14 protein-coding genes are annotated in these 17,678 nt (G+C 55.3%); 6 read left to right on the forward strand and 8 right to left on the reverse strand.

Features of this window, described 5'->3' with window-relative positions; genetic code table 11:
* Positions 1 to 72 precede the first annotated feature (72 nt).
* The 4 genes from DV027_RS15385 to DV027_RS15395 all read right to left on the reverse strand — a co-directional run bounded on the left by DV027_RS15385 (position 73) and on the right by DV027_RS15395 (position 2,819).
* Complete coding sequence (locus tag DV027_RS15385) at positions 73 to 213, reverse strand: hypothetical protein (protein ID WP_207303514.1); 141 nt, start codon at positions 211 to 213, stop codon at positions 73 to 75.
* The gene (locus tag DV027_RS17675) at positions 210 to 386 is read right to left on the reverse strand and encodes a hypothetical protein (protein ID WP_165399222.1); all 177 of its coding nucleotides are present in this window, start codon (positions 384 to 386) and stop codon (positions 210 to 212) included. Before DV027_RS17675 ends, DV027_RS15385 begins: the two co-directional genes overlap by 4 nt.
* Before the next feature lie 115 nt (positions 387 to 501).
* Positions 502 to 1,437, reverse strand: a complete 936-nt coding sequence (locus DV027_RS15390) for a DUF2493 domain-containing protein (RefSeq protein ID WP_130732806.1) — start codon at positions 1,435 to 1,437, stop codon at positions 502 to 504.
* A 320-nt stretch (positions 1,438 to 1,757) separates the two neighbouring features.
* Positions 1,758 to 2,819, reverse strand: coding sequence for a DUF7146 domain-containing protein (locus DV027_RS15395; protein ID WP_207303516.1), 1,062 nt, complete (start codon positions 2,817 to 2,819; stop codon positions 1,758 to 1,760).
* Between the two features lie 199 nt (positions 2,820 to 3,018).
* On the opposite strand from DV027_RS15395, the gene DV027_RS15400 reads away from it, so the two are divergent.
* The 3 genes from DV027_RS15400 (at position 3,019) to DV027_RS15410 (ending at position 4,081) form a co-directional block, all read left to right on the forward strand.
* Positions 3,019 to 3,351 carry an HU family DNA-binding protein gene (locus tag DV027_RS15400; RefSeq protein WP_275101007.1) on the forward strand — a complete coding sequence of 111 codons (333 nt, stop codon included), beginning with the start codon at positions 3,019 to 3,021 and terminating at the stop codon, positions 3,349 to 3,351.
* 78 nt (positions 3,352 to 3,429) lie between these two features.
* A complete protein-coding gene (locus tag DV027_RS15405) occupies positions 3,430 to 3,711 on the forward strand; it encodes an AbrB/MazE/SpoVT family DNA-binding domain-containing protein (RefSeq protein ID WP_207303515.1) in 282 nt (93 codons plus the stop codon).
* On the forward strand, positions 3,692 to 4,081 hold the full coding sequence (locus tag DV027_RS15410; RefSeq protein ID WP_130732810.1) for a type II toxin-antitoxin system VapC family toxin: 390 nt from the start codon (positions 3,692 to 3,694) through the stop codon (positions 4,079 to 4,081). The genes DV027_RS15405 and DV027_RS15410 overlap by 20 nt, the downstream gene beginning before the upstream one ends.
* Positions 4,082 to 4,574: 493 nt before the next feature.
* Here the strand turns inward: DV027_RS15410 and DV027_RS15420 are convergent, their stop codons facing one another.
* The 4 genes from DV027_RS15420 to DV027_RS15435 form a co-directional block, all read right to left on the reverse strand.
* Positions 4,575 to 5,777: a DUF932 domain-containing protein gene (locus DV027_RS15420; protein WP_130732811.1), complete on the reverse strand. Its 1,203-nt coding sequence runs from the start codon at positions 5,775 to 5,777 to the stop codon at positions 4,575 to 4,577.
* Positions 5,778 to 5,914: 137 nt separating this feature from the next.
* On the reverse strand, positions 5,915 to 7,993 hold the full coding sequence (locus DV027_RS15425; RefSeq protein ID WP_130732812.1) for a ParB/RepB/Spo0J family partition protein: 2,079 nt from the start codon (positions 7,991 to 7,993) through the stop codon (positions 5,915 to 5,917).
* A 406-nt stretch (positions 7,994 to 8,399) separates the two neighbouring features.
* On the reverse strand, positions 8,400 to 10,760 hold the full coding sequence (locus tag DV027_RS15430) for a DUF262 domain-containing protein (RefSeq protein ID WP_130732813.1): 2,361 nt from the start codon (positions 10,758 to 10,760) through the stop codon (positions 8,400 to 8,402).
* On the reverse strand, positions 10,757 to 12,556 hold the full coding sequence (locus tag DV027_RS15435) for a DUF262 domain-containing protein (protein ID WP_130732814.1): 1,800 nt from the start codon (positions 12,554 to 12,556) through the stop codon (positions 10,757 to 10,759). Before DV027_RS15435 ends, DV027_RS15430 begins: the two co-directional genes overlap by 4 nt.
* Positions 12,557 to 13,147: 591 nt before the next feature.
* Between DV027_RS15435 and DV027_RS15440 the strand changes: the two genes are divergently transcribed.
* From DV027_RS15440 to DV027_RS15450, 3 genes are all read left to right on the forward strand, one after another.
* Complete coding sequence (locus DV027_RS15440) at positions 13,148 to 14,731, forward strand: AI-2E family transporter (RefSeq protein WP_130732815.1); 1,584 nt, start codon at positions 13,148 to 13,150, stop codon at positions 14,729 to 14,731.
* A 3-nt stretch (positions 14,732 to 14,734) separates the two neighbouring features.
* The gene (locus DV027_RS15445; RefSeq protein WP_130732816.1) at positions 14,735 to 15,826 is read left to right on the forward strand and encodes a coiled-coil domain-containing protein; all 1,092 of its coding nucleotides are present in this window, start codon (positions 14,735 to 14,737) and stop codon (positions 15,824 to 15,826) included.
* 391 nt (positions 15,827 to 16,217) lie between these two features.
* Positions 16,218 to 17,225: an aldo/keto reductase gene (locus tag DV027_RS15450; protein WP_130732817.1), complete on the forward strand. Its 1,008-nt coding sequence runs from the start codon at positions 16,218 to 16,220 to the stop codon at positions 17,223 to 17,225.
* The last annotated feature ends 453 nt before the right edge of the window (positions 17,226 to 17,678 follow it).

Here is a 17,678-nt window from a genome sequence, read left to right on the forward strand (position 1 = left end):
CTCAATGGCTGATCACCATATCCGTGCTGGGGAATTTTCCGACAGCACATGTGGGGAATTTTGAAACAGCATTTACATGTGGCTCCCGAAGTCATCATCAGGCGGCCCATCGCCGCCCATGCCCCCGCCCATCATGCCGCCGGGTCCACCACCCGGCATCATGCCCGACATACCGCCGCCGGGACCAAAGCCGCCCCCGAAACCCTCTGTCATGCCACCATGAAATCCGCCCCCCATATCGGGGCGTCCTCCCGGTGGCGGCCCCCTTCGACAGGTGGTGTCATGATCATGGCCCTGTCCATGGCAGGCCCCCAGCGCGAGAGGCAGTAACAGGCAGAGGGATGCGGGAAGCTGGCGGATGGGAAGCATTCGGTTTCAACAGTCATCAGGAAGGTACCGGAACATTATCGGACTGTCCGTCCCGATATCCGTTACGAAGTTTTATTTAATGATTCCGACTGTATGGCCGCATGACAGGTCCTGATATGGAAACGATGGCGCCTACACGCCACCGCTGCCGAATTTCCAGACCGGAATTCCGAGTTTTCTGGCCTTGTCAGCAAGGTTTTCCTGAATGCCGGTGTCCGGAAAAACGAAGACACCGATCGGCATGACGTTCAGCATGGCATCGTTACGTCGGAAGGGCGCCGCCTTGGCGTGCCTGGACCAGTCGGGCGTGAAGACGATCTGTGTGACCTTGCGGTGTTCAGCCCAGCGGGCCGCAATCAGTTCGGCACCCCCGGGTGAGCCTCCATGCAGCAGGACCATGTCAGGATGCCGACCGCGCACCCGATCGAGACGGTCCCAGATCAGCTGGTGGTCATTGAAGTCCAGGCCACCGGTACAGGCTACTTTCGGGCCTGGAGGGACCAGAAGCTCGGTGTCAGCCCTGCGACGGGCATGCAGGAAATCCCGGCTGTCGACCATCGTGGCGGTCATGGTGGGGCGACTGACCAGCGAGCCGTGTCCGGGGCGCCAGGACGAACCGGTATGGCGTTCAAAGAGATCGGCAGCATGATCGCGGAAGATCTCGTAGGCATTGCGTCGTTCGATCAGGGTCTGGCCCTCGGCCAGCATGCGTTCGAGTTCGACCGAGCGGATCTCGCTCCCATCCTGCTCCCGTTGCGCCTGCTTCTGCGCCTGTTCGTTCCGGTCCAGTTCACGCTCGACCTGCACCACCGTGCGGTGGAAAACATTGACCATGGACCAGAGCAGGGTTTCAAGGTCGGGTTCCAGACGGGTTTCACTCAGCGTCGCCACCATGGCGTCAAAGATATCGGCCACTGCGCCGCCAATGGTGCTGGCTTCCGGTAACGGCCTGGCGTCGGGCTCGTCTTCGAAAGGACGATAGCCGTAGAGCTGGAGTTCAGTAAGGACATGATCTGTCGGTGACGATGCGTGGGCGGGTTCGAAGCTGTCATCCTGCGTGCGGGTCATGAGGGGTCTCTCCGGTTTCAGTCGGCCGCGCCCATCGCGGCCTTCCCGGGGGCGGATTGCGGCGGTCGGGACAGGCCGGAACCGCGCTCGCGCGGCCGAAGCAACGCGGAGGATGACCGGTGGCGGCTATTTTGTTTCGCGATGTAAAGCGCGGCTGGCCGCGCGACGGAAAATAGTTGCCACCGGGCATTGCAGGACCGGCCCGGCTGTCGCCCGCTCCCCTCCTGGAAGGCTATGGGCGAGCCCTGCCGAACGGGGAAGCCTTGACCTGACCATGCGAGATGATGAGGATTCCGGCCTGTAGCGCTACCGAACGGTTATCAGACCGTCCCGTCCATCAGAGGTGCCACGTCCTGCGGAGCAAGCTGCGGACGCAGGACCGACCGGAGCGCACCTCGACCAAGATGGCGGAGATCATCGTTGAAATCTGCGAGCCGGGGCGAAAGCACGATCGCCTCGATCCCGACAGCCTGTGCCCGCTGGCACAAGGCTTTCGCCGTATGGTCGCCTGCCGGGTCGTCATCACGGATAACATAAAGACGCCTGAGCAAGGCCGGGAATGCAGAGGCCGCGAGGTGGGCGGATGACAGGCAGGCCGCCATGGGCAGTTCCGGCAAGACCATGCTGATCGATAGCACCGTCTCGATCCCTTCACCCATAGCCATGACGCCGGATGCCGCGCCAAAACGGACCGCATGGCCCAGCAGTTGTCCCATCGCCCGTCGTGGCGTTTTGACTGGCGCTTTCCCCTCCCCGTCCGGTGACAGCCATGTGCGATGCACACCTGTCAGCCTGCCGTCCAGATCGGTGACTGCAGCAATCAGGGCAGGCCATGTTTGGGTGGAACCGCCATCATCTGCCCGATAGTAGCAGCGCGGATGAAAACGCAGGGAAGCGGTTTCGTGCAGTTCCGTAATGCCGCGTTTACGCAGATACATTTCCACGATTGTGCCCGTAATCGGCCGGCTCATGGCAAACAGCCGACGGGCCGCCTCCGTTGACCCTGTCGCGCCACCATTCCGGGAAAAGGAAGATGAGCCGTCCGGAGAAGGCCGCGATGAAAGATGTGCCGACGGCAGGCTAAGGAAATGGCGCGCTTCATCCACCACGTCCCGGAAGTCTGTCAGGCCCCGCGCCTCGCGGATGATGTCAAGCAGGTCGCCATGTTCGGCGCTGGCGGCATCAGTCCATTTACCAGCCGCGCCTTTTCCCTCTGCGCTGCCCTGAAGCCGGACAAACATGGAGCGACCCGGGGTGTTACGCGCGTCGCCAACCAGCCAGTAATGACCCTGCCTGCGTCCCGCAGGCAGATAATGCTGACAGACTGCTTCGGCCTGCCCGGCAAGACGGCGGGCAAGGTCGGCCGCATCGTGCTGGTGCATCATGCCTCCTGAGAAAATCATGGTTGAAAGGGACTGCGTTACCCAGATTCCTCGAGATCACGCAGGATGGAAGCGTATTGACTTCTGAATATAAAAACCGGCGGCCATGGGCTAAAATAAGGATGGTTTTTCCCTGTCAACCGGTGGCCGTCAGCCAGCCTGGGACGGTCTGTTGCTTGTGCCATGCCTGATTTTGGCCATAACGGGTGAGCAGAAGACTGCATTTTTTGCCGTTAGAAAGGACATCATCATGAAGGTTTCGGATCTCGTCGAGATCGTGGCCGCCGAGGCTGACCTGAGCAATGCCGACACCCGCAAGATCATCGACGCAGTGGTCGAGGCCATGACCCAGGCTGCGATCAGGGGCGAGGAAGTGACCCTGCCGAACTTCGGCAAGTTCAAGGTCAAGGATGTACCAGCCCGGGAAGGCCGTAATCCGGCGACGGGTGCCACGATCCAGATCGCGGCTTCACGCAAGCTGGGCTTTACCCCGGCCAAGGCGCTCAAGGACGCGTTGAACGGCGGGAAATAAACGTCCCTTGGGAAAGATCGGCTTGCATCTGGCAGGGGCGATCCTTATCTTACACCTGTCTTACAATGGAGACAGGTGATGCCAGCCGATCCCCTCACCACAACCGTCTCGACCAAGGGGCAGGTGATCCTGCCCAAGGCGCTGCGCGAACAGTTGCACTGGCCCGCCGGAACACGGCTGGTGGTTGAAAACACCGAACGCGGCGTCCTGCTTCGTCCGCTGCAGGAAGCTTTCGCGGCCACCCGGCCCGAAGATGTATTTGGCAGCCTCCCGCCCACAGGCGGCCTGAAATCGATTGATGAGATGCAGGCAGGTCTGGACGCGGAAATCAGGAAACGCCATGCGCGCGGTCGATACTAACATCATCGTCCGCTACCTGACGAGCGATGATCCGAAACAGGCCGAAAAGGCGCGTGCGGTGGTCAACGGGGAACTGGTCTTCGTGCCACGCACCGTCGTGCTGGAAACCGAATGGGTTCTGCGCGGGGTGTATGACATGCCGAAGAACAGGGTGATCCCGGCCCTGCGCGCCTTTGCGGGCCTGCCCACGGTCACGGTCGAGGATGCGACGCTTGTGGCCCAGGCCTTCGATTGGGCGGAAGCGGGCATGGACTTTGCGGACGCGCTCCATCTTGCCGCGGCAAAGGGCTGCAGCGGTTTTGCGACATTCGACAGGCGTTTCATGCGCGCGGCCACCAAGGTTGGCACGCTGTCGGTCAGCGCCCCCTGATCCGCTTTTACGTTTTTCCGGCAATGGTGTCCTCAAGCCATCCGTAAGTAGCAATCCATGCCACCGTCTCCCTGCTTCCCAGATCAATGACGTGCGCACCGCCTCCGAAGGCGTTCACGCGCGGGCGTGTGCAGGTATTGGCCCATTGAAAGCCCCAGCGGCCAGTGAGCCGGAATTTATGGGCGCAGCGTAGGACAAAGACGACCACTTGGGCGGGATCACCCGTCCTATCGTCCCGAATCCACAGCCTGCCGGCTCCATGGGCAGGTTCTACCGAGACGGCAAACGGTATTCCCCCCTGCGTCATCGATCTGGTACTCGGCCAGCAGATCCAGATAGATCGTCATCGCGCGGACGGCGTTGCGTGCGGAGCCGACGTCAAGAACGCACGAGAAATGCGTAAAGAAGTCCGCCATGGTCTGTCTCCATGAAAACGCAGAAGCCCGGCGCAGGGCCGGGCCTGGTGAAACCACATGGTTCATCTCGGAACGTGTCAGATCACTTTTTCCATCAGCTTGCGTGCCCTGCCCTCCAGATCCAGCCGTGTGTCCTGGTTGGTCTTCGTCCGCGCCAGTGCCGTGATCCCCTGCACGAAATCGAACACACTCTCGGGCTTGCATCCCTCCTCGTGCAGCACCGTCTCGATGATCTTCGTGGTTTCCGGTTTCGAGAACCCGCGACGACGCAGGAAACTTTCGCGGTCCTCATCAGTTTTTGCCACCAGCGCCCGACGCGAAGCCTGAATGCCGGAGACGAACGAGGCCGGGCTGGTTGTGGCGAAGTTCCGCAGGGCTGGAGTGGCCTGATGCACGAAGCGCGAAGCGGCGAACTTGCTATGCCGGATCGTGATCTGTTCGAAGTTTTCGACGCCCCACAAAAGGCGGTTTTGACACACCCCACGCAGATAGAATGACGCAATGCCGAGGCTCTTGCTGCCAACTTCCGAATTCCAGGCATAGAAGCCCCGGAAATAGAGGTCAGGATCGCCATTGGGCAGACGCCCGGCTTCGATCGGGTGCGTGTCGTCCACGAGGAGCAGGAAGACATCCCTGTCTGACGCATAGAGCGTGGTGGTTTCCTTGGTGATATCGACATAGGGATTATGGGTCATGGTGGCCCAGTCGATCACACCCGGCACCTTCCAGTTGGTATCGCCCGTGCCGTCACCGGCAATCTTGCGCACCGCGCCGACCAGTTCATGGTCCCAGATGCGGCCGTAATCGGGACCGGTCACAGCGCGCAGTTCCACCCGCCCATCTTCCGTCTCCAGCGTCTTGACCAGTTCGGCCCGGTGCGACAGCAAGCCATGCTGCAGGTTGATCGCCGCCAGAGGCGCGGGGAGATTGCGCAGATACGACGATGGTGCCCCCACCAGGCCGCACATCTGGCCAAAGGACCAGTGCGTCGGGGCGATCGGCTCCTGTTGTCCCGGCACGGCCAGGGTCAGACGCTCGACATTGTCGCGCGAGGCCTCGATGCGAATGCCGCGGCTCTCGACGGTGCGGGCCGTGGCCCGATCCGCCCGTGCGAGTGTCGCGGCATGCAGGTCAGACAGGGACAGGTAGCGCTCGTCATCCGGGCGCGAGAACCATTCGGACGAGACGCGGACGCTCCGTTCGCCACGGGAGGGATCAATCCGGAAACCGCCGGACGCGGCGCCACGGGACGCAGGGGGCAGGATGATGGTCGTGGTCATGGAAAACTCTCCTCTATGCCGGTTATTCGGCACCAAAGGCGAAGCCGACCTCTCCCTCTTCGCGGGAGGGCGGACATGAAAAAAGCGGCTTCCGGGCACCGGAAGCCGCTGTCTCAAAGTTCCAGACCTCATAAAAGCTACTCGGCGGCGATAGCCTCCATACCCTCGTCCACCGTTGCCGTTTCAACCGACACCTGCTCTACACCACCTGTCGTGCGCAACGCTTCGGGCAACCAGCCCGAACCCTCCAGCAGCCGCTCGGCCTCGCGCGCCATGTCGGGCTTCTTCAGGTGGGCAATACGCGCGGACGCCTCATCGCCGCGTGCCTCCCGCACGGCTTGCAGGATGCGCGCCTTGGTCACCCGGCCGAGATAGTTCTCGACCGTGGGCTGCCACCCCGCCTCGACCAGATCGAGGCTGAGGGCCGATGCCAGTCGATCGGCCCGTTTAAGGCGCTCGGTCACGCTGCGCTGGGACACCGCGCCATAGGCGGGCATGCGCTCGTAGAGCGCGTTGATGCCGAAGGACAGGCAATGCGCCAGCAACGCCATGCGGCTGGCATCGTCCAGGCCGTCGATCCACCGCCACAGCGCATCCTCGTCATCCGGCAGATCATGCTTCCAGCCGTCATTGCGCTGGCGCAGGGCGTGAGCTGGCACACTGCCCGGCATGTCGGGCGAATGGACCGGCAGCGGGATTTCCCGGACATAGGCTTCAAGGCAATCCGCACCTGGTGTCTGCCAGTAAACATCGCACACCAAGGTATGCAGCAGTTCGGTCAGCGCGATGTGCGGGTTGCTGGCAAACGCGTCCCGCAGGGCGAGCGTGCGCCAGGCCGTCAGCTCGGTGAGCAGCCGGTCAGGCAGCGGCTTGATCCCGTCTTCTTCCTCGGACTCAACGTCGGGAGCGGTAGTATCGCCCTCCCCGCCTGCATCGCCGCTGTAATCAGCAAGACGATCATCCTGCCCATCATACGCGGGGTGATCGTATTCATCCGAACCGTCAACATCATCGTCTTTCGGCTCGGCTAGCATGTCTTCGGGCAGCACGAACCCCCGCTCCACCTGCAGTGTGCCATCACTGTCGAGACTGACGAAGGCCCCTGCCCGCACCATGTCGGCTGGATTGAACGCAAGGGGCCGTTCCTCCAAGGTAAGAATGGCCCTCTCAATCTCGCCCAGCCGTGCATCAACCTCATCAGGATATTCATCGGCCTGGGCGTATTCAGCCTCGATGGCTTCCTGCTCGGCACACAGGGCTTCGAGACGGGCTGTCTCTTCATCGGTCAGGGGCACTTCCGTACCATCGATCTCGACGAACTGCCTTGTGTGCCCCCATAGGAATGACAGGGCGGTTTCAATCCATTTCCAGCCCTCAGCACGGATATCTTCGGCGGCTGCATGCAGCTTTTCCATGACCAGCCGGTCCAGAATGGCCGGATTCTGCAGCCAGCCGCCATCATCAGCTTCGAACAGGTCGCGCATGATATGACCACCAGAAGCAAGGTATGTGTCCAGCCCGACGAAGCGGGCGCGGGCGTCCGAAGCCCGCACGGTCTTTTCTGTCAGCATGCGCCGGATGACGTAGGGTTCGCGGTTATGGCTCTGGGACACGATGTCCCAGACCTGTTCCTGCCGTGCATGGTCGTCACTGATGGAAAAGGCCATCAGCTGTTCCAGCTTCATGCCGTCCTGCTCGTAGATATCCAGCAATTTGTCGGACACGGTCATCAGCCGCAGGCGCTGTCTGACCACGGTCGGTGCGACGAAGAACGCTGCGGCGACTTCCTCCTCGGACATGCCCTTCTCCAGCATGTCGCGAAAGGCACGAAGCTGATCCAGCAGATGCAGGGCCACGCGCTGGACGTTCTCGGCCAGGGAATCATCCTCGGCGAGGATGGCCGATCCGGCCTCGCGCACGACGCACGGCACGGGCGCCGTCTTAGCCAGTTTCTTCTGCTTCACCAGCAGTTCGAGGGCACGGAAACGACGCCCACCGGCTGGAACTTCATAGCTGCCGGTTTCGACACCAGAATCATCAAGGACGGGGCGGACATTCAGGCTTTGCAGCAGCCCACGGCGCTCGATGTCGCGGGCCAGTTCCTCGATCGACAGGCCGGACTTCACACGCCGCACGTTGGACTGGGACAGCACCAGCCGGTTGAACGGGATGTCGCGAGAGGAACTCAACGTGATTTTGGGAATGGCGGTCGCCATGGCGCAAAACTCCATGACGGGCGGACAGGAGACTCTCTCCTACCCTCTCAACCCGTCATGAAAATCCGCGCAGCCTTCTGACTCTGACAACTACACCCAAGCCAGCACGCTCTCCCCTTTCCCGGCAGAAAAAATGTCGGCATTGGGAGGGAACAGAAGGTCTGCTGTTGATGATGAATAATCAGAAAACTGACACTCGCATGAAGCACTCTTGGGTCAGCTACCAGCCCTTAGCAGGACCGTTGTGCCACGCGCAGGGTGCGCTTGGTGCTTAACCTACACCTGTCTGTCATGTCGGGATCAGGTTGCATTTGGTGTCAGCTCTTTCATGCAGTTGATGAGGCGGCAATACAGTCAAAAATTATCATTTCCACAAATCTTCAGTTTCGTCAGAAAATCTCGCCCTTCAATTTCTTGCTTTAAGCAACTGAGCCAACTTAAGAATCTGAGACCTCAAGTCGGCAAGCCCTCCTAGCAGCATCCAAAAATTATCATCGTCCCTTTCGAAAGCTAATTCGTTGAGGACCTCGCGCAGTATACCATTTGTCTCCTTGGGTTCATCTAAGTAGAATTGATATTGCCTAGGCGCTTGATACAAAGTCAGATAAAATGTGATGTCTGTTCCTCTATAATCACTTGTACAGCAGAGTCCGGGCGGGTCATCTGTCGACGTCGATTCATAATCACTCACCGAAAATCCGTATGGCTCCAATTCGGATGCGAGACTTTCACGCAGACAGTAGGTGAACAGTTCCACATGTCTTCCGTTCATTTGCGTCTTCTTGAGAAGGTAGATGCCTCCTTCGTCTGTGAAACGCATCATTCTGTAAGAACCGTAACTATAGACTGACGGCGTCGCAAGGACCGCCTCACGCCACGGATCGATTTCGGACGCAGTCTCGATGATACCGGCAAGATCAGAAGCATATGAACCCAAGCCTTCGAGACGGTCCCATAGAGACTGCAGGACACGGCTAGGTCGACCGCCAGTTGCTGCATTCCGAAGCAGTCTCTTCCACCCCCAAGCCTCATCGGATGAAATAGTCAACAGTGATCGATTTCGGCCAATATTCGGCAAGAAATCTCCGACCGTGAGAAGTGCGCGCTCCCAGAGCCGGCCAGATTCTGTAGGGTGCTTCACAAGATCGTCGAACATCTGTGAGGCGCATGCAAGATAATGATCAAACGGTTCCACTAGCTCGTTTGCGGTAGCTGTGGTGAGACGTTCGAGTTCGGAATCTACCTCATCAAGCTTCAAACCGCAGCAGTGTAGCAGAAACCCAATCTGCCCTCGGAAATAGGAATGCCGCTCTGCCCGATCGAGCCGTTCCGGCCAGCCGTCGCCGAAACCGATGAGACGGGCTTTGATACGCTCTTCTGCGACCTGCTCGCGAGAGAAGCCTCTCACGTCGCCGTCAGAACTAGCGAGGTGGTTGAGAATATCGTTCATCCACGGCGTGAGGTCTCGGAGACCAACCAAGCTCCTACGCAGGTCTTCCGGGCGGTTGTAATCGGTGTTAGCCGCGAGATTAGAAACGACTCGCATCCATGTACCGAAAGCGGTGGAGTCAATCTCTCCGGTCGAATGGACAAGGAAGCGAGTATAACCGGCAAGCTGAGCAAGCTGTTGGAAAGTAAAGCTGGTCGGCTTTGTGATTAGATCCTGAAAAAAAGTCTGCTCATCGAGACGCTGCGTATCGGGAAGATAGCGGCGAAACGTTTCGGGGCCTGCGCTCCACCGATCCAGGAGGGTGATCAGCGCCAGGATCATTTCCTGATCCAGCCAGCCCCTGTCGTGAAACCAAGTGTAGCTGCTAGCCCGCGCCGTGGAGCGAAGGTCGGCCAAATCAGCCGAGGTCGTAGCAGTTTCGGGATCCCTCGTCACCATGATCACTGTCCGCAGTAGGTTCATCATGGCATCGTCGAATGTGGAGGTTTTCTTATCACGGAACGGCCAGAAAAAATCGGACCATCGGGTATCAATCCGACGAGAGAAGAAGTCTGCAATTGGCGTCCCGTTGCAGATATCCGGCAGAGAGTCCTTGAACTGGCTTTCCAGATGCCTCTCGAAACGTGCCTTAAATGTCTCGAATGGAGTTAGTGGTTTTCCACGCGCATTCATCTTGATGTACAAATCATCCGAGAGATCAAACTGCTCAAGATCAAGAATTTGGAATGTGATCGCGGGAGCCGTTTCATCAATCAACCGGACATAAAGGCCTGAGGTTTTCTGGAACACCTCGTGCATCCTGTCCAACATTGATAGTGCAGCACGAATCGTTGGATCGAACCGCCAGCTGCGAAAGTACCAAGGCTGGTCAGTTATCATCCCTTTAATATTTTCGCATTCTCCTGCCGCGATATCTGGTACATAATTGGCTAATGCGTTGATGAAATCCCGACTACTGGGACGCACTTCGTAGCTGAAGCGGGACCGTCCTGATGTGACAATCCGACTGCGGAGATCTTCGCTGCAGCCGTCGACCCAAGCGAGATACCAGTGCAGCAGAAACAGCGTGGTGAGCCGCTGTTGGCCGTCGAGAGGTTGGAAGGAGCCGTTTACGACGCTCCCGTAGACGAAGTCGAGATCAAGGGGCAGTTTGGGGTCATCCTTGGGCAGGCACAGCGCGTCGTAAAGGGATTTAAGGAAATCGTCTCGGACGATGCGCTGGTCCACCCGCCCTTGCGCGTAGTCTCGCTGGATGACAGGAATCTCGACACGGTCATGACGTTCGATCAGCTTGCTAAAGGTGGTTCGCGAAGTCATCGGCTTGTCCCTGCTTGTCCAAGAAAGAATCGAGTCAGTGTTCGACTGATCGCATCTAGGTAATCCTGTCCGTCCTGTTCGGTCCAAAACATGACGTTTCCAACCGTGCGGCTGTAGCATTTCAGGAAGACGTTACGAGTGCAGAGAGGGACAAAAATCCCAGATCTGTCGTTTTCCAGCAAAACGCTGCGCTTTACCGCAAAAACTGCATTTCGATAGCCGCGGTTGGTCCGCGAATCTAACAATGTCAGGTTTGCGAGGGCATGGTCAGGGCCGTCCGTCGCCTCGTTGAAGAACGATAGAATCTTGCTGTCGATTTCCTCGAAGCTCGCCTGGTTCCTTTGCTCAGAATCTGGATCAAGGTAGCCTTCAATGCTTTCAGCAAGCGCTTGCTCGTCTTCTCCCTTGATAGTGCGCAGAAACATCAAGCAGTGGCGTAGCCATTCGTCTTGCTCTCGGGGGCGTAAAGGTCGTTCGTCGCTCACTGAGCGTATGTGTTCGATATCCCAAGATTCTTGCTTAAAACTATCGAACTGGAACCTGATGTTTGATCGCGGATCCTCAAGCAGCGTTGCCAGATTGAATAAGAGCAGCAGGCTCCGCACCTTGGGTGCATTTGCGTAGTCGACTGTACGGCAGAGAGTGGTGATCTCTTCCTCAAGTTCATCTGGAGAAGCAGCCAATAGATCACTTCCGAGCACCATACGATAGACCCGATTGCGAAGACCTTTGGAAAAATCGTGTTTGCTACATGCCTGACTATCAGCGAGCAGTTCGGTAATTGTGGAAAGCCCACCAGCAGTTTGATTGAAAACAAAACCAAGAACGTGGAAAAGGTAGCGATCTTCGTACCATTCCTCCAGCGCCATGAAAATGTCCTTCACCTTGCGCCATTCGATCTCAGCACTTTGTTCTGCGCTTAACAGATCTGAAAAATGGGAAAACACCGCGTAGTCTTCCCGATTCAACGCATGGCCTTCCACCCTGGCAGCGAGCCGGAAGATAAGGCCGATCCGGTTTGTGTCATCGAGGTCGGTGTTCTGTAGGAAGTACCAGACTGAATTATCCTGCAGCCGTTTTTCGATCTGGTCCCATTCGTAGGCAATTCGTAACGAGAGGTTGCCGGTGTCATCGTCCTTAGCCGCGCGGCGCAGAAACAAGGCACGCAACAGTTCGGCCTCTGTAAGCGGTATCTTGCCTATGTTCAGTCGGGTGAAGGCTGCGACTGAGTCGTCATTGGGCGCCAGTTCGTACCAGATGACCTTCACATTCCGACCGGCCTCATCATCATTGAGCAAATGCTGCAGCAGCTTTAACGCATGCATTCGGTCACGGCCGGCAAGCCATTCCTCAATAGCTTGCCAAGCCTGACCGATGTGGTAGAAATCTACGTTCTCGTCGGATCGGTTGAGATCAATATTTTCAAGAAAAGCACGGTCGCGAGTTTCGTAGTCAATGGAAAAGCATTGTTTGCCTAACAATGCGAGGATTTCACTACGGTGGGACAGAAGGATAAAGATGGTTGTCAGCCGCTGCTGGCCATCCACAACCTCGTATCGTCCGTCTTGCAGCTTCCGAACAACTAACGGCTGCAGGCAATAAAAGGAGGTTCGAGGTTTTTCCTCGCTGGCTTGGATAAACTCCCAGATGTCATCCAGAAGTTGGGTGACCTGTAGTCGGTCCCAGCGGTACCCCCGCTGATAAGCGGGGATCCAGTATTGCGCAGGGATGCCGCCTTCATCGACGAGCAGCCTATTGATTGATCTCAGCTCAATCGACGCATTCTCAGACGGCATGCTTTCTCCAGTCAAATCACACTTCTAACCGACCAAAAAACACATATTTCCTAATGTGTATATGCATCTTATTGAATACCCAACCACCCGATCAAGGACCGGCAACAAGTAATGTGGGAAAGTGGCCACCCATTGAGGTGTTTGGATAAGGGCATTGTTTTTGGCTAGGGTGTTGGGAAGACAAAAGTCTGACGTATGTGGGATTCGTCAATTACCTTGCGCTGTCCTGCCTGACCAAGACGGCGCGTTGACTCTTTGCTACCTGCATGAGTTGGCTGATAGGCTTTGAATCAGTCATGTCCGGTATTTGGAGAGCAGGTGGGGGTGCCCTATGTCTGAAATGAAGGTGACTGCGGCCTGTCTGCTCTTGCATTACTGAGCAGACAGGCAGATCAGGGGGGTGAACGGAAGGTCCGGTTTAGAATGCATCAGCGGTGAAAGCCGACTCCGGCTTTTAACCCGCGGATAAACATCATGCCGTCGACACCGAATAACAACTCTACGTTACTCTAGACCATGTTCCCATGACAGCGTAATTTAATGAACTCGTTTTCCGCCAATCCCGGAGCGGTTCAACATAGGCGCTAGATAATGCTTAGTCCCGAACATTCAGATGCCAAGCCAATCCGTCAGGCCGACTTGCGACAAGCCCGTATGAATGAACTGATAGATAACTGTCAGCAAGAAATTTTGCGCCAGATAATTGGTCCGTTCGGGTTATCAACAGCAATGTTCAATGACAAAGACGGGGGGAACGTATCGACCGTACACAATGCTGATAATGATATTTTTCCAGATGAGCATTTTCGCAAAAATTACTCGCTTGCTGGCGAGGAATACAGCCAGAAAATTCGGCAAAAGCATTGGGATGATACGAAAAGGCGAGGTCCAGTTCACAGGCAGAATAATGAGACGTTTGCACGGAATGGCGAGGTCACGAGTGAAGCGACCGGTCGTCCGATGAAGCAAGGCGAGGTTCACGGTGATCATGTTGTCTCTCTTAAGGAATTTCATGGTAACAAAGCGCTACATTTACGTTTGACAGAGCAAGAAAGAAAGGATCTTGCCAATAGTAAACAAAATATGGCTTTTATTGAAGCGAGCCTTAATACTTCCAAAGGAAAGAAGTCGTGGGATGAGTGTTTAAAAGATCCAGATTTTATAGAAAAAAATAATCTTGGTGCCGAACAGATTTCTCGTATAAGAGCGCTAGATAGCGAAGCGAGGCGCCTAATTTCAAGAGCCAATACCGCGAAGTTAACCAATGAGTTGCTCACTACAGGAGCCTCTGAAGCTGGTCGAAATGCGTTACAGCAAGCTTTCGGCGTATTGCTACACGAGTTCGTCAACGGAAGCTTTGTTGAAATAAAGCTTATCCTCCAAGCGCCCGATCAAGAAAGTCTGATTGATCAGATTGTTGAAAGCCTGAAGCGTGTGATGAAGCGCGTGGTGGCTAAATTAAAGTCTGCCCTAGATGCAGCTATATCGGGGGCTATTCAAGGCTTCGCAAGCAATCTGCTGACGTTCCTAATCAACAACTTTATCACGACAGCAAAAAAAGTAGTGACTATTATCCGGGAGAGTCTGCGAGGCATTTGGCGGGCTATGAAGCTGATGATCAATCCACCCGAAGGCATGTCTACTTTGGAAGTGGCACGCGAGGTGACGAAAATCCTTTCGGCCACCATAACCACGGCAATCGGGATGTTGCTGGAAAAGTCTGTCAGCGGTTTCATTGCGGCATCACCACTGGCGTTCCTTGCGCCCATTTTGGCGCCAGCATTGACTGCAATCATTACGGGTATTGCGGCATCTTTGCTAATCTATGGCATTGATAGGGCGTTCGATTGGTTGAGCGCCACCGGTACGGAAATGCTAAAGAGCATGGAACGTCTTCTACATTCCTCCGGCGAGAACATCGCGCTTATGACTACCGGAATCGACCTACAGTTTCAGAGTTCTCGTCAATATGCAGAGATTGACCTGAACTATAAATTGATTGGGCTACAGCTTGACGAGATGTCGACAACTCAAAGTGTGATGCTTAACGCCCAAGATTATGATATCAAGCGAAACCAGGAACATTTTGACGCCCTTAGGGCGGACACGAAGCGGATTGCCAATGCTGAGCAGGAAGCTTCCGATTTGATTAATGAATATTTTAAGAAGAATTAAAAAATGGATCATAACGCCAACCCATTAGAAAATCTGGGTATTTCTCCTGACTTGCTAGGCAAAGTCGATACTTCTCTCATTATCAGAGATTTTCTAGAAGACTTTAAAAAGCTCGGCTCTTTCAAAGAGACGCGTGAAAAGCACGAGTCACAGAATGCCTTCATGCGTTTGTGGAATTCCGATGACATAGAGAAAGCCCAGCTTGATTCAATCGAGTTGCAAGAGAGGTTTGCAAAAAAACAAGGTCAATTAATAGTTCTATCTGTAGCCATGTCTCATCAATTGAACATGCAGCAGAAAACGATCGAAGATCAGCAAACATCACTTTATGAAAAGACGCGAGAGCTTGCTTCTACAAACGAGACAATATCAACTCAACAGCATGAGTTGTCGTCCCAACAGGAGCAGCTTCGGCAACTCGTCGACCAATATTTTGCCTTAAAAGGCCTGACTGCTGATCAGGCAAAGCAGCTAGTCCTGATTGCTAACGATGTAAAAACGGCAAGAGAGCAAATGACAAGTTCGTTTGAATCAGAGCGTCATGCCGTCATGAATGTAAAGGCTGATTTGGAAACGATGCTTTCTAGGCAGCAGCAAGACTTCCGTGCCTTAGCCGAAGAACAGAGATTCGAAACGTCTCAGGCGCTAAACGAAATCAATAAGGTCGTTTTTTCGGAGAGAGAGTTTACTCGCTGCGCTCTAGAAGAAGCCACGGCAGCGTCCACCGAACGTGTAGCCTCCCTCCGAGAACAGACCAATAAATCCTTCGATACGTTGAGGACCCAGCTCAATCTGCAGGCCGACAGTTATCAAAAAATGTGTGAAGAACTTGAATGTAAGATCAGCTCTCAAATAGAAGATTGTTTAGGACGAATAAATATACAGATTATTCAAACGAAAGAACACTTCCAGGAAATTCTTTCAACTCAGACAGAAACGGTTGACGAACTGGAAAAGGCTCTTCAAAAAAATATAGTAGACATCGAAGGTAGCATCCAAAAGCTCCGGTCGAAAATTTTCATTCTCACTTGGATGATAGTAGGTAGCATTGGTGGTGCAGTCGCGATATTACTTTGGATGATTTTAATACATTAGAATTGACATTTGTAGTTATCCCACTTTGGGTCGATAATTGTATAAGAGCATAAGGATCTTGGCCTAATTTGGATATATGTATTTCCGATCGCATCATATATCATTTGTAATTTTCTCCTATATTAGAGAAAAATCTGTCGTTTGGTACATCGCCTCAACAGTATTCCAACTGTGTTATTAGTGAGAGTAACTCCCGATGCAATGTCCGCTTTTCGAAATCTGCATCAAGCATTGAGTGTCTGGCATGAGGCGACTACAGCCTGTCCGCTTGCTCCATCAAACGGAAAATTCGTTCCGTTCCAAAGGACGAAAAGCTGCACGGAAGAAAGGTTATCGAAAGATAGCCTGTGTGGTAGGGTTCTGCTTCAAGAAATAGGGATTTTTCTGAAATATGAAATTGCGGCAACTTGGTAAGAGCGGCCCTCAGGTGTCCGAAATCGGTCTTGGGTGTATGAGCATGTCCGGCATGTATGGTCCGGCTGATCGGAAAGAAAGCATCGCTACCATCCATGCCGCGCTGGACGCTGGGATCACGCTTCTCGACACCGGCGATTTTTATGGCATGGGCCATAACGAAATGCTGATCGGTGAGGCGATCAAGGATATTCCTCGCGACAGATTCCTCGTCAGCGTCAAGTTTGGTGCGATGCGCGACCCGGGTGGCAACTGGGGCTCCTACGACGCACGGCCTGCTGCCATGAAAAACTTCCTGGCCTATACCCTGCAACGGCTCGGGCTTGATCATGTCGACATCTACCGGCCTGCACGGCTGGACCCGGCTGTGCCTATCGAGGATACGATTGGCGCCATCGCCGAGATGGTTCAGGCGGGTTATGTCCGGCATATCGGTCTTTCGGAAGTTGGCCCGGAAACCATCCGGCGCGCGGCTTCCGTCCATCCGATCAGCGACCTTCAGATTGAATATTCGCTGATTTCGCGTGGCATTGAGGACAAAATTCTTCCTGCCTGTCGTGAACTCGGCATCGGCATAACAGCCTATGGCGTGCTCGCGCGTGGTCTGATCAGCGGGCACTGGCAAGGAGCGAAAGGGCCAGAGGACTTTCGGGTTCGTAGTCCCCGCTTTCAGGAAGGCAATGTCGAGCGCAATCTGACCCTTGTGGAGACATTACGCGAAATTGCAGTCACCAAGGGCGCAAGCGTGGCCCAACTCGCAATTGCCTGGGTGGCGGCACAGGGTGACGACATCGTACCACTTGTAGGAGCCCGCCGACGCGATCGGCTCTCCGAGGCGCTGGGTGCGCTTGATCTTGCGCTGACGCCTGACAGTCTGGCTGCTATCGAGCAGGCAGTTCCAAAAGGGTCTGCTGCCGGGGAACGCTACGATCCGAAACAGATGGCGGTACTCGACAGCGAGAAATCGGGGTTCGGAAAGGGTTAGGAGTAAGATAGAGCCGGTGCAAGTATCTGGGCCGGCCGACTCTTATTTCTACCATTCTCACTGGCAGCGCTCTTCAGCTTTTTTCAGCTCGGCAGATACAGACACTTACGTCCGCTTTTCAGAATTTAGCATGATGCTTCTCGTGTCCGTCATGAAGGCGTAAGCTGGCATCCACCTTTCTGCTTGGGAATAACGGGTTATGCCCCAAACTTTCTCTGTCGGGTAACGGAAAAATCGACGCGTGGCCTCTTCAACGATCATCAACATCCCGACCGACGACAAGGTGTTCGAGAGCAACTGTGTTCCGCTTTTCGCGGGGCTTCTCCATGACCCAAACGTCAAGCTCCTGGGTACGCGAGGCAAGAAGCAATTTGGCCTCGACGCGAATTTCTCACACTTGAGGAAATTTTGGGTTATTTTGTAGAATTCAGTCATCCCACAGGAGCCCGATCT

Origin of the sequence: Komagataeibacter xylinus (genome assembly GCF_004302915.1) — a bacterium.
Lineage (GTDB): Bacteria > Pseudomonadota > Alphaproteobacteria > Acetobacterales > Acetobacteraceae > Komagataeibacter > Komagataeibacter xylinus_C.